Below are 12736 nucleotides of genomic sequence, written 5' to 3'. Positions count from 1 at the left end.
GATGAAAAAGGAAGGCTCCCTCTTGCTCTCGGATTACGCTGCGGAAATTGCAGCCACAGACGTACTCAACCCGAATGACTTCAACCCTGTCCTCCAAGGTCTATACGGAGAAGTCGGCGGAATAATGGCTACGGCCAAGAAAAATGTTCGAGAGAGAACGGCTTACCCTGGTTTCAAGAAGGCAGCAGAAGAGGAGTTTGGCGACACCCTCTGGTATTTGGCCGCAATCTGCAGGCGCCTGCAGATTCCTCTTGAAGAGATCTTCGCGGAAGCTGCGAACCACGGAAACTTTAAGAATGTGGGCGCTGCAAGTGACATCACCGAAGGTGCGTTAGCCTATATCGCTGTGCCCGTCGCCGTGACTGCTTCGTTGGATGCCACCTTGGTGCGTTTGGGGCAGTCAGCGGCGGCCCTACTGGGAAGCACGCCTGCACGTGCAGACTTGATTGCTTTCGCACGGGCCTATCTGGATGCAATCCACGCGGCCGAGCTTGCGTTTTCGGAGGTGGCTCGCGGAAATCTCCGGAAAGCTCGCGGCGCATTCTTGGAGCCGCAGGCAGAAGACCTGGCTGGCCTTGATTTCGACAGTGAGTTTGGAATTGAGGAACAACTGCCCAGGGATTTCAAAATCCGGGTCAATCAGCGAGGCAGCGGCAAGAGTTATCTCCAATGGAAGGGTGTATTCATCGGAGACCCTCTGACGGACAACATTGCCGATCGCGATGGCTACCGGTTCCATGATGTCTTCCACTTTGCTTATGCCGCAATCCTGCACTGGTCGCCTGTGATGCGGGCATTGATCAAGCACAAGCGAAAGAGCAATCCGAAATACGATGAAGAGCAGGACAGTGGTCGGGCCATCGTCGTGGAGGAAGGGCTTTCAGCGTGGATTTTCTCCAGGGCCAAGGAGCTGAATTTCTTCGAGAACCAGGAAAAGGTCTCACTTGGGTTTCTCAAGACCATTGGTGAGTTCGTGAGTGGTTACGAAGTGGAGAAATGTCCGCTAAAGCTCTGGGAAAAGGCAATCCTGGATGGCTATGCTGTCTTTCGCCAGCTCAAGGCAAATCAAGGTGGCTGGATCATTGGAAACCGAGAACAACGCACCATCAAATACATGCCACTTGAGTCTGAAAAATGAAGATCCACCCGTTCGTTGATGCAGTTGCTTCGCTGCAGTTCGAAGACTGCTTCAATCCGTATTCGGATTGTTGTGAAGTTCATGATAGACGCGACGCACCACGTCGCCGTGCCGCTGCACTGTCCGCCATGTTGCGTCGTGCAACCGAGGAACCCGTAGACGCGATATGGATCGGACGAGACCTCGGATACCGCGGAGGACGCCGCACTGGGTTAGCCCTGACCGACGACGTTCACATAAGCCAGCACGCTAGGCGTTGGAATCTCGACCAGGTCGCCGAGCGGCCGACGATAGGCAGTGCTGTGGCCGAACGAACCGCCGCGGTCATATGGGGCATGCTGGAACATATTGATGCTCGCATCTTTCTCTGGAACGTTTTCCCTCTGCATCCGCATGAATCAGGAGATCCTTTCACCAACCGGCAGCACAACGCGCGTGAGAGGCGAGCCGGCGAAGAACTTCTCCAACAGCTCATTGTCTTGCTACGCCCCTCGCGTATCGTCGCCATCGGTAACGATGCCGCCGCTGCGGCTCATCGCATCACGGATTCCGTACCCGTGATTTGCGTGAGGCATCCTAGCTACGGAGGACAGACCCAGTTCCAGAAGCAAATCTCGGAACTATATGGGCACCCCATGAGCACTGGGTCGCTGTTTTGACGAGAGGCTGGGCTGCTTAGCGAGCAGCGATCGCCGCTTCAATCCAGCCCGATAGGTTGTCACTGATGTGGTTATAGGCCGCGCTGCTGGTGGCCCCCGGTGGATCGTACATGCGGACGACGGTGGATAGCTTTCTACCGTCGTTCAAGGTAAATGCGTCAAACGGATTGGCCCCGGCAACTGATGGTTGCTGGTTATGGTCCAGCAGCTTATGGACTCGTATTCCCAAGAGTCCCTTGCCACTATTCCATGACTGCTCAATTTCATATCGAATCCAGGGGCGATTCGCCGTTTCGGCGCCGACCAGAACAATTGCGCACGTCCGTCCTTGCAGTTGATCGTCAATCCATCGCTTGATTGCGGCCTCGCCACCTCGCTTCACTTCTTCCCATTTGTTATCGCTTGCGGGCTGGTTGCCCTCAACAACACCGATATTCCGTATCTTGGAAGCGCGCCAACTGTCGCGTTGATAGTGGAAGCTATAGAAGACTTTCCGTGGCATGGCGAATCCTTCGTTGGCTCGTGTGAATCGGCAGAGGAGATTCAGCTCGCTGCGCCTTGAATGTTCAATGCGAGGTGCGTGTGAAAGAGTTGCGCAAAGTCAATATCACCAAGATCCACGTCGGTGAAATAACCTTGATCTTTGGCCAAGTTCAGGGCTGCCCCGCCTGGCGATGGCACGGGCAGAACTTTGGCGGCGGGGTGGAATTGCCTGAAGAGTTCATGCTCGGCTTCCACTCCTTCCATGCCGCCGATGAAAACAGCGGCAACGAGATCGTCGCGCGACAGCATTTCTTCCCGCATTAGCAGCAGGCTCGCATCCCTGTCGCCGGCAACTGCGTTGGTGAAGACTACATTGTGAAAACGGTCGTTTTCTTCCGGGTAACGGTCCTTGAAGAACGTGCTCTGATACAGAACCACGGACCCAGAATAATCGACACCCAAATCCTCACAAATGCTCCAGATCATGGGCGTAATAGCGGGATGGCCTCCCCACACAATCTTGTGCTGACGGATGACGGCTATGACCAGTTCCCTCACAGCGCACTGGATGAGGAATGGATTGGCGGTCTCGTGATACGAGCCGCGGCCGACAAGTGGGACACTGGCTGAAAGGAAGATTGCGCTCACGATTCAGACCTCCCAGTCCGCAAATTGCCACCCAGCCTCGCTGGCTTTGACCCACCGCGCAGAGTGGATATGCTGGCCCAGCCAGTCCAAATGCCCCAGCCATCGGGGATGCAAGCCAACATGATCGTAAACGACGGCAACCGATTGATCTGGCGAATTGGTGGATGCGTCATGCAACGTGGTCGACGTGGGGACACCAACTGTTGGGTAGACGACGACATTCCGGCCATCCGGTAGTCGGATATAGACCGCCTTGTTCGGTCCAACGCCGACAAGTTGGCCGCCAATCGTTTGAATAGCGTTGCGCAAATTGCTCACTAGATTGACGGAACGGACCGCATGGCTTTGGCTGCGAACTTCTTCGAGCTGTAGACAGATTCGCTCCACAGCGCTGTCTGCGAGGCGTCCTGTGGCCGCATCCACTTCTTCGGGCAACAATTCTGCGCGACTGGCGGTGGCTGTTCGCGCAGATGGCGTGCAGTCTGGCCAGCCAACCCGTAAGACGCTAATGCCTTTCGCCAGAGCGCGTCCGAACTCTGCGCTTGTCCATCGGCTTTCAAAGTAGCCTGGTGTGTCAAGCATGACAAGAACGTCGGAATCGCAAAGGCGATGCCACAGCATCGTCTGAAAATCTTCCGCAGGTGGAATCCCATGTGTATCGAGAAACACATCGAATAGCCGAGCGGACAAGGCATCGAAGAGTTGTAAGGCTGCATCACGGGCTTCGCCGCGGCGGTAGCTTACAAATACTCGACGCTGGCGAGGTAGTAATCCCGCACACTCAAGTAAAGCGGTCGCGACACGCTGTGGTCCGTTGGCCGTATAGGCTAAGCAGTTGAGAGGTCGCAGTAATTCAGGGATCTCTTCGCTAACTCGATTGACGTCGGACGCTATCGGCAGTAACGGGATGCCTCGTTCCAGCAACTTCGCCACATTGGCAAGGGGTGGATTCTCGCCTCCGAAAAATACCGCAGCGGATGAGCGCTGTTGGTCGGGGTTAAACGCTTCCGGGCGCACCTCCCATCCAACTTCATGCCCTAGTCGCAAGTTGAACATGCCTACGGCAGTTCCGACGACTTCTTCAACCTCAGAAATCTGGGCATCGGTTGGCGAACCAAGCACTGCAAGTTGATAGAGGGCGGTCATGCTCTTCCTTGTGATTCCAGCAGCAACCGTGATTGTCGAAGCGCGAGCCTGTCTGAACGAAGAAGGCAAGCAACCCCGCAATTTTAAATTGCTACAGCCGGAGTGATCTACAGGTACTTCTTGAACGTCGCCGCCGCAATGCACACCGCCACGCCGAGCAGTGCGGCGCTGGGCAGCAGGATCAGCAGCGGGTTCACGCTGACCGGCAGTGCCAGGTAAGTCACCCACGGCAGCACGGCCAGCGGGATCAGGCTGGCCCTGGCGCGGTGATAGATGAACCCCGACTCGCGTCCCGCGCCGAAGCGGCGGATGTCCCGGCGCACCAACCCGTCCACGAGGCCGACGAAGGCGGCCATCAGGAACAGCGGCAGGGTCAGGCACAGCACCAGCAGCCGCACGAGGAAGACCAGCGTCGTGTAGGCCGCCGCGATGAGGTAGCTCTCCACGTTCACGTAGACCAAGCCGATGTAGTGGCGGAAATCCTTGGTCGGGCGATGGCTGCCGGCGCTGGCCTGCGCCGAGGCGTCGCGTATCCAGTCCAGCAGACCGCTCTTCACGAACAGCCAGTCGTAGCCCTGCTCGACCAGCCGGTGCGCGGTGCGCCCCGGCTCCTGCACCAGCGCGCTGCGGGTGAAATGCGTGGAGAGCTGATCCAGCTCGTAGTGCAGCATGCCCTGCGCGTGGCGCCAGCCCTGCTCGGGCCAGAAGAAGTGCATGCCGACGCATTCGATCAGGATGCACAGCAGCAGCGCGCCGCACAGCACGCCGAACAAGCGGAACGGCAGCGTGACCAGGCCGGCGATCAGGCCTTGCTGTCGTTGCTGCTGGCGCTGGGCCGCGACGGCCGGATCGCTCATGCTTCGGCCTCTTCGGCCGCGGCCATCTGCTTGAAGTCGTCCAGCAGGTCGTCGGGCAGCGCCTTGTCCTGCAGGCCGGGGATGCCTTGGTTCTCCCACCAGTCTCCTGCCTCGACGTAGTGCTGCCGCATGTAGCCGGCCAGCTCCTGCAGATCCTTCGGCATGGCTTCGTCGGGGTCGGGTGCCGGCAGCGGCATGCGGACTTTCCAAATGTTGCCGCCCTCGGTCAGCGCGAAGCACTGACCCTTGGGCAGCGCCACCACATGCGCGGGCTCGATCAACGGCACGCTGTTGCTGCTGATGCGGTCCTGGGTGTTGGACGTGAACGCGGTATTGCCGTGCGGGTCGGAGCTGTCGGTGGCGCCGCTCATCAGTGCGGTGGCGTACACCTCGACCTTGGGCAGTTGTCGCGTCAGCAGTTCGGCGGTGGCGGTCTCGCGCACGCGCAGCATGAACAGGTTGTTGAAGTTGCCGACCACCTGGCCGGCCTTGGCGCGGTTGCCGATGCGCGCCTCGATGTCGCTCAAGGTCTGCGTGTAGGCCGTCACCTGCACGCCGGCACCGCCGCCCTTGTTGACCATCGGAATGAACTCGTCGCCCATGAGTTCGTTGAATTCGTCGGCGTGGACGTTGATTGGAATCTTGGCGCCCACCGCTGCGCCGGGCAGCCCGTCGTCGATGCCGAACTTGTAGATGTGGCCGGCGACCGAGACCAGATCGCTGAACATCGAGTTGCCCACCGCCGCCGCGACTTCGGCGTCGGACAGCGCATCCAGCCCCACGTAGACCACCGCGCGTTTGCGGATGACCTGCATCCAGTCGAAGATCGGCCGCGGGTCGGACAGGTCGGAATAGTTCGGTGCGAGCAGTTGCGCGATCTTGCCGGTGGTGAGCTTCTCCAGCAGCGGCAGCAGCGAAGCGACGATCTTGTCGAAGTACGTCCGGTCGTAGCGCACGGCGCTGCGCAGGCCATCGAGCACCGGGTCATAGATGCGCACTTGGGACAGGTACTGTTCGAGGGCCACCACGCGCTTCTCGCGCCCGATCATGTTGCGCGGGATGTTCTTGTCGTTCAGCTTGCCTTCGAGCTGGACGATGACCTCCCAAGCCTTCGGCTCGTTCTTGGCGAAGTAGTGCTGGGCGTACTCGATGAACAGCGCGTCGATGTTGATGACGTGGCGCTGGATCAGCAGGTAGTCCGGCCGCTGCCCCAGCTCGACCAGGGCGCGCGCGATGATGTTGACGAAGCGCCAGGCGAACTCGCGGAACGCGGCGCTGTTGCCTTCGCCCGAGAGCTGTCCGGCGATGCGCGTGGCCACCTCGGAGATCCGCCCGAACCGGCCCACAGCGTTGTAGCGCGCCGAGATGTCCGGCCAGCCCAGATGGAAGACGTAGAACTCGCCTTCGCGCCCGGCACGCTTGGCCTCGACGTACATGCGCTTCAACAGGTCCGCATCGCCCTTGGGATCGAAGACGATCACCACCTCGTGCTCGCCGCGGACCTTGCGGCGGATGTCTTGCGTGATGAACAGCTCGGCCAGCCGCGTCTTGCCCACGCGCGTGGTGCCCAGCACCAGGGTGTGGCCGACGCGCTCGCCCAGCGGCAGCGTGACATCGACCTCGGCCGGCTCGATGCCATGCAGGCGCGGCAGTCCGCCGACCGGCGGCAGCGGCCGCGCCGGGTTGAGCGGGCTGTCCCAGGCCAGCGCGCGCGCCAGCGTCGAGACGGGAAACGGCGCGAACTCAAGCCGCTCCTCCAGCCGCCGGGCGGCCCGGTAGATCGCCGTCGGCTCGACATAGCGGCGGAACTCCGGCCGGTAGGTCTGCATCAGCCGGTGTGTGTGCCGCTGCTCCCAGCGAAAGCCCCGGCCGACGAACAGCCGTTGCTGACTCACCGGCACGTCGCGGCTGGTCATCACGTAGCGCGGCAGGCGGCGGATGTTGCGGCGATAGCGCAGGATCGCCCAGGCATCGCGCAGGCGAATCGCGCCGAAGGTCAGGAAGGCCAGCGCCGAGCCCAGGCCGAGCAGCGGATTCAGCGCGAGCGACCACGGTGCCACCAGGCACAGAATCGCGGCGCCGGTGCAGACCGCCACGGTATGAAGCTCCACCGCTGGCCGCAGCAGCACCTCGACCGCATGCGGTTGGGCCATTTGCGCACCTACTGCTCGATGCCGGTGGACGTGATGAGCACCGGGTAGTGGCGCAGGCCCAGGCGCTGGGCCAGGTCGTCGCCGGAGGCCGGCGACAGGATCAGGCCGGGCGCCAGCCTACGCAGCGCCGTCAGCGCGGCCATCGACTCCACGTTGACCACCAGGCCCACGGCCTGCAGCTCTCGCAGCGCCGCCTGCCGCTGCCGCAGCCAGGCGCGCGAACGCTCGTCGTCGCCGATCAGGAACAGCGCCGTCAGGCCCGGCGCCCGGATGACGCGGCGCTGCACCTCGCCCGGCGACAGTTGCGTCGAGCGCACCGGCAGCATGGCGGCTTCGGCGTCGGCCGCGTTGCCCGCGCGAAGGGCTGGCATCGGGGCCGGCGGCGTGGCCTGATCCGGCTGAGGATTCAGCGACTGGTAGTACGGCAGCGCGGAGTCGCCGCCGCGGTCTTCGACGACGATCAGCGGCGCGGAGACGGTCTGGGCGAAGACGGTGGTCGTGGACAGCAGCCCGATGGCGGCGATGAGGACGGTGTGGTTCATGGCGTGGTGGCCTGGAGGGTTGGAACGGGAACGCCGGGGTCGATCACGCGGGTCAGGTGCCGATGCACACTGCGCCGGTAGCGCGCTGCGGGTGCCCCGCCGGCGGGCCGGTGGTAGCGGCCGATGGCAAGCAGCCAGTCCTCGCCCGGCGTGTGCTGTTCGCGCAGGATTTCCGCGGCGACGGCGAGATTGCGGTACGGGTCCAGCAGCTCGCAGGGCTGCGTGTAGCGATGCGCGTGGTAGCCGAGATTGACCTGGCCGAGACCGGCGTCGATGCGATTGGCCGGCGTGTGGGCGAGCGCACGGTGCAGCCCCGCGCAGGCCTCGGCGCGGGTGGCATAGCGCTGCGGCGTGCCGGCGACGTTGAGCGACCACGGCCAGGGGATCAGGCGCCCGCGCAGCATGGCGCCGCTCTCCTGCAAGGCCACCGCGTACAGCACCGCCGCCGGCACGTCTGCACGATGCGCCGCCAGTTGATAGGCCGGCGGCGGCACTTCCCGCGCCAGGGCGGCCAACGCCCAGCCGCCGGTGGCGAGCAGCAGCACGGCGCCGGTACAGCGGATGGCGACGCGGGATGGCCGACGCTCCCGGCCCGGAGTACCTATTGCCGCTGCCATTGGCCGTTCACCTCGCGCACCACGGCCGGCAGATCGCCGGGGAGGCCGAGCGACAGCCAGCGCCCCGCATCGTGGTTGAGCGTGATGGTGCGAGCGCGCACCCTGGCCGGGTCGATGCCCGCCTGGGTGGCCCACTGCCGGATGCGCGCGTCGTCCTGACGGCTGCCGACCATGTAGAGATCGAAGGCCGTGCCGGCCGCCTGCAACTGCTGCACGCGCTGCGCGCACGGTGCGCAGTCGGCCTTGACGAAGACCGCCAGGCGCCCGGAGCCGGTGTTGCCGGCACCCTGCGCCTTGGCGCCGGGCAGGCTCACGCGCGGCTGGCCGGGAAACAGGCGCTGCCACGCCGCGTCGTAGGCGCGCTGGTAGGCCAGCGCCTTGCCGACGCGCCGGGCCTCGGCCTGCACCTGCAACTCCGCGTAGCGCCTGCGCTCCTCCTCGCTGCGGGCCTCGATGCCCAGCGCCGTGAGCGGATCGAGCTGGGGCGAATAGACCCCGAGCGGCCCCTGCATCAGCTGCCGGTAACGCGCCCACTCCTCGGGCTGAAGCCCCCACTCCCGCGCCTGCCTCTCGTCGAGCGCGGCATCAGTGCCCGGCTGCACCTGGGCGGGCACCATGCGCGAGTTCGTCACCGGGGCCGGCTGGGCGGATGCGCCGAAAGCGGCGAACAGAACGACGGCAGCGAGCGACGACCGCAGGATCATGGCGACCTCCTACGGCACCGCAACGCGCTGCGTCTGGCCATTTACCTGGAATACGCCCGCCTGCGCCTCGATGGATTGCAGTTGCCAACCGCCCTCGGCATCGCCCTCGCGCAGCAGCCGGGCGCCCGCGAGCGAGGCCGCAGCGGTGGAGGTGATCGACAGAAAGCGCTCGCCTCCCCGTAGCTCCACGCCGAGCACCCGGAATGGCGGCTCCGGCACCTTGGGCTTCGTCGCAACCGGAGCGCGCGGGCGAGCGGCGGATGCCACCTGCCGGGTCTTCTCCAGGCGGGTATCGATTCCGTTCACGCGCGTCTGCAGCGTCTGCAGGTCGACGGCAAAGGCCCTCGCCTCGTCGGCCTCTTCGAGGCGCGTCATCCGCTCGTCCAGCGCCTGCCGCGCGGTGGCGAATTCGGCCTGGCTGATCGGCGCCGGCCGGCGCTTGTCCGCATCGGCCTGTTGTTCGAGATCGGCCACGCGCAGGACCAGCGCATTGACCTGCGCATCCTGTGCGGTGCTCTGGGTCCGTTCGGCGAGCCGCGACAGGCCGACGCTGTTGATGAGTGCCACGGCACTGATGAGCAGCAGCCAGAAGGCCGCGGCGATCTTGAGCCAGCGCGTGCAGGAATTGCGCTCGGATGGCGCTTGGGGAAAGGTCATGGCTGCATCTCCTCGGGCCGGTCGGCGTCCGGCACGGGCGTGGCGGTGCCGGGCGGGTTGGCGGAAAGGAAGGTGGGAGCACCGCGCCGGCTGAAGCAGACCTGGCGGGTCAAGTCATCGACCGACAGCTCCCAGGCGGGGCCGGCAAGGGTCAGCAAGGCATCGCGCAGCATCAGCGGGCCCAGGCGCAGGTGTGCGGCGGGCAGCGGCAGCGCGTAGAGCGATGCGGCCTCGGCCGCATCGCAGAGCCGGTAGCCGGAGCGCAGGAGCACATGGCGCATGGCATCGCCCACGCTGGCATCGAGCATGGGCGGAATCGAGACCTCCACCGCCTGCTGCAAGAGATCCCGCTGCGCAGGTTCCGGCACCAGCTCGACCAGGGTGTAGCGTCCGTAGCGGGCCACCGGAACGAAACCCGGCTCCGGCGCGACGGCGGTTGGCGATGCGGCCGGCACCGCTGACGCAGACGGTGCGGCGGTCGTGGCGCAGCCGGCGGCCAAGAGGCTGCCGGCCAGCAAGCCAGCGACGAGGGCCAGGCGGTGAACAGCGCGGATGGATGGTTGCATGGAGGGCGCTTCCCTGGAACACGGAGCGCTCACCATCGCCGCCGCTTGGCCTGCGGGCAGCAAACAAAACGCACTGACGCCCGCCCGAATACATGGCGGGCGGCGCCATGAACTGTCATACGCCCAAGAAAAACGGCCCCGAAGGGCCATGGAAAGAAGCCGGCGACCCCGAGGGGCCGCCGGCATGGGTACATGGATCAGGCCGTGACAAGCTGCCGGGCCAGGGCGACCTCGACGGAATCGCCATCCTGGTTCAGAACATCCAGGCCCGACTCGGGCACGTCGCCCGACGTGCTCTGCGACACCATGATCTTCCGGGCCATCAGCCCCAGGCAGGTCATCTGCGAGGAGTTGGCGTAGCCGAGGTAGATCACGCGCACCGGCTGCTTCTGGCCGATGCGCCAGGAGCGCCGGGCAGCCTGCTGCAACGAATACACGTTGTAGCCGGACTGGAGGAACACGATGGTCGGGAACTCCAGCAGATCCAGGCCGGTTTTCACCAGCTCGGGATTGGTGATGAGCACGTCGATGCCACGGTCCAACTGCTCGGCGATCCAGTCCTCACGGCGGGAGGCATCCACGCTCGCGCGCAGCACCGCCACCTTGAAGCCTTCCTGCTCCAGCAGCACCTTCAAATGCGACGTGGTGTCGCGCGTGCCGGTGTAGACCGAATAGACCAGGGTCTTGCGACCTTCTGCCTTCTCTTGCTTGCAGATCTCGATCAGCTCGCGCTCCTTGGGCATCACCTCCAGCTCGTTGAACTGAGCCGGAACGAACGCCAAGGTGTTGCGCGTGCGCGGATGCACCACTGTCTCCGACCGGAAGCAGCAGTCCGGCCAGGCCAGCAGCACGTTGAGGACTACACCGAGCAGCGTCGTGTCGCGCTTCGCCAGGGCCTGCTTCAGCTCCTGGGTCAGCCGACCTGCCAGATCGCGGTAGGCCGCGGCTTGCGCCGTGTCCATCGCGACTTCGCGGAACTCCTCGTCGTAGGGCGGCAGCACGTTGCCACCGATGTCCTTCAGCTTGAGGAAGACTGTGAACGGCAGGACGCAACGCAGCACGCCCTTGGGACCGAACCCCGGCGCCTTGACCGTTCGCACCGATACCTTGGTGCCCTTGGCCGTCTTGTGCGCCGTGCCGGTGCTCTCGGAATAGATGTCCTTGAGCACGCCGTGATCGCGCATGAACGCCATCGCGGCCGACGTCATGCTGCCGCTCTTCGTGGGCCGGTAGCCGTCTTCGATCATCCGCCCCGGCAGGGCTCGGAACAGCAGGTGGAACAGGTCGTCGCCGTAGCCGCCCATCAGTGTGCCGGTGAGCAGCAGCGTCTTGCGCGCCTTGGCCGCCAACACCCCCATGGCCTGGCCCTGAGCGGAGCCGCCGTTCTTGTACTCGTGCGCCTCGTCGGCGATGAGCAGGTCGAACGTGCCTTGGGGAAGCTGCCTCTTGATGAACTCGGACGGCTGGTAGCCGCCCTCGCCGAAGCCGAACTCCATGTTGGCCATCGCGCGTTCCATCCGGTGGGCTTGCCGATCCGAGAAGACCAACTCGCCGCGGTCATCCATCAGGTTGATGAACTCGTGGATGTTGTCCCCGAGCATCGACGCGAGGAAGGCGTCACCGAACTTCTGCATCAGCTTCTGCGCGGTGACTTCCCCGATGGTTGGAATACGCTTCAGTGCCTTGAGCACGGTCGAGGACTGGTCGCTGGCGGACAGGCCTCTGGGACGGATCAAGGACCACAGCGGTGCACGGCAGTGGCTGCACTTGCGGTGGGACTCTTCGGCTTCGAGTTCGACCGGGTTGATCGGCTCGCCGTCGAGGTCGGTGATGACATGCCCGCAATCCGGGCAGGCCCCCACGTCGCCGTGAGGCGTGCGCCGCCGAACGAAGACAGGCTTCCAGTGGAACCCCATCCGCATCCGCACGCGGCCCAGGACGAAGAACTCCTGGCCCTGGGCCGGCACGCCCAACTGCTCGCGCAGTTTCAGCAGCTTGACCAGCGTGTCCGGGCCATTGAGCACCCAGACCTTGGCACCGGCCACCGTCTCCTGGATTTCGCGCCGCCACTTGTAGACCAAGTGGGGTGGCGAGAGCACCAGGGTGCGGCGGTAGCCTTCGGCGTTGAGCACGGCGGCGGTGGCAATACCCACCGTCGTCTTGCCGCAGCCCATCTCGCCATTGACGATCGCGGCGCGTTCGCCGCGATCGACCAACAGCTCGGTGACAGCGTGGACCACATCGGCTTGCGCCGGGAACAGCTTGCGCTTGAGCGTGGCGAGGATCAGTTGCCGATGCCCCCGCACCTGGCCGGTGTAGACCGGCGGATTGGCGCGGTTGAGCGAGTCGAGCAGCTCGTCGCCGAACTCGGACACGAAGTCCTGCAGGCTGAGCGTGAGGGGTGAAGCGGCCGCTTCGAGCAGGTCGCCCTGCACAGCGGTTTCGGGAACGGTTTCGAGATCGAGGGACATGGTGATGCTCCAAAGCAATGGGGCATGCACCTCCCCCACGGGGCGGTGACATGCCCCTGGGCGGGAAGAAAGAAGCGGCGCGAGGCCGCTGGATG

The 12736-nt window shown here is 64.2% G+C and carries 13 protein-coding genes; 2 read left to right on the top strand and 11 right to left on the bottom strand.

Going from position 1 to position 12736, the window contains the following annotated elements; genetic code table 11:
- The first annotated feature begins 1 nt into the window (after nt 1).
- Entirely contained in the window at nt 2-1138 is a 1137-nt protein-coding gene (locus tag KB893_RS14360) for a nucleoside triphosphate pyrophosphohydrolase family protein (protein ID WP_043496606.1), read from the top strand.
- A complete protein-coding gene (locus KB893_RS14355; RefSeq protein ID WP_079380532.1) occupies nt 1135-1797 on the top strand; it encodes a uracil-DNA glycosylase in 663 nt (220 codons plus the stop codon). Before KB893_RS14360 ends, KB893_RS14355 begins: the two co-directional genes overlap by 4 nt.
- Before the next feature lie 16 nt (nt 1798-1813).
- On the opposite strand, the gene KB893_RS14350 is transcribed toward KB893_RS14355, so the two are convergent.
- From KB893_RS14350 to KB893_RS14300, 11 genes are all read right to left on the bottom strand, one after another.
- Nucleotides 1814-2299, bottom strand: a complete 486-nt coding sequence (locus KB893_RS14350; protein WP_079758535.1) for a TIR domain-containing protein — start codon at nt 2297-2299, stop codon at nt 1814-1816.
- 41 nt (nt 2300-2340) lie between these two features.
- A complete protein-coding gene (locus KB893_RS14345; protein WP_043496611.1) occupies nt 2341-2928 on the bottom strand; it encodes a Thoeris type III anti-phage system protein ThcA in 588 nt (195 codons plus the stop codon).
- Nucleotides 2929-2931: 3 nt separating this feature from the next.
- Nucleotides 2932-4074, bottom strand: a complete 1143-nt coding sequence (locus KB893_RS14340; RefSeq protein ID WP_079380534.1) for a Thoeris type III anti-phage system protein ThcB4 — start codon at nt 4072-4074, stop codon at nt 2932-2934.
- Between the two features lie 107 nt (nt 4075-4181).
- Nucleotides 4182-4931 carry a TIGR03747 family integrating conjugative element membrane protein gene (locus tag KB893_RS14335; protein WP_126624627.1) on the bottom strand — a complete coding sequence of 250 codons (750 nt, stop codon included), beginning with the start codon at nt 4929-4931 and terminating at the stop codon, nt 4182-4184.
- The gene (gene traD, locus KB893_RS14330; RefSeq protein ID WP_211926052.1) at nt 4928-7084 is read right to left on the bottom strand and encodes a type IV conjugative transfer system coupling protein TraD; all 2157 of its coding nucleotides are present in this window, start codon (nt 7082-7084) and stop codon (nt 4928-4930) included. The genes KB893_RS14335 and traD overlap by 4 nt, the downstream gene beginning before the upstream one ends.
- 8 nt (nt 7085-7092) lie before the next feature.
- The gene (locus KB893_RS14325; RefSeq protein ID WP_034005136.1) at nt 7093-7626 is read right to left on the bottom strand and encodes an integrating conjugative element protein; all 534 of its coding nucleotides are present in this window, start codon (nt 7624-7626) and stop codon (nt 7093-7095) included.
- Nucleotides 7623-8243 carry a lysozyme family protein gene (locus KB893_RS14320; protein ID WP_043104875.1) on the bottom strand — a complete coding sequence of 207 codons (621 nt, stop codon included), beginning with the start codon at nt 8241-8243 and terminating at the stop codon, nt 7623-7625. The genes KB893_RS14325 and KB893_RS14320 overlap by 4 nt, the downstream gene beginning before the upstream one ends.
- Nucleotides 8228-8947 carry a TIGR03759 family integrating conjugative element protein gene (locus tag KB893_RS14315; protein ID WP_211926051.1) on the bottom strand — a complete coding sequence of 240 codons (720 nt, stop codon included), beginning with the start codon at nt 8945-8947 and terminating at the stop codon, nt 8228-8230. The genes KB893_RS14320 and KB893_RS14315 overlap by 16 nt, the downstream gene beginning before the upstream one ends.
- A gap of 9 nt (nt 8948-8956) precedes the next feature.
- The gene (locus tag KB893_RS14310; protein WP_211926050.1) at nt 8957-9604 is read right to left on the bottom strand and encodes a hypothetical protein; all 648 of its coding nucleotides are present in this window, start codon (nt 9602-9604) and stop codon (nt 8957-8959) included.
- Nucleotides 9601-10170 (bottom strand): PFGI-1 class ICE element type IV pilus protein PilL2, encoded by a 570-nt coding sequence (gene pilL2 / locus KB893_RS14305; protein ID WP_211926049.1) that lies wholly within the window; start codon nt 10168-10170, stop codon nt 9601-9603. The genes KB893_RS14310 and pilL2 overlap by 4 nt, the downstream gene beginning before the upstream one ends.
- A gap of 197 nt (nt 10171-10367) precedes the next feature.
- Nucleotides 10368-12641, bottom strand: a complete 2274-nt coding sequence (locus KB893_RS14300; RefSeq protein WP_211926048.1) for a helicase-related protein — start codon at nt 12639-12641, stop codon at nt 10368-10370.
- Nucleotides 12642-12736 lie beyond the last annotated feature (95 nt).

The organism is Coralloluteibacterium stylophorae (assembly GCF_018122625.2).
Classification (GTDB): domain Bacteria; phylum Pseudomonadota; class Gammaproteobacteria; order Xanthomonadales; family Xanthomonadaceae; genus Coralloluteibacterium; species Coralloluteibacterium stylophorae.
The sequence above is the reverse complement of the archived record's forward strand: the minus strand, read 5'-3'. Positions and strand labels throughout refer to the sequence as shown.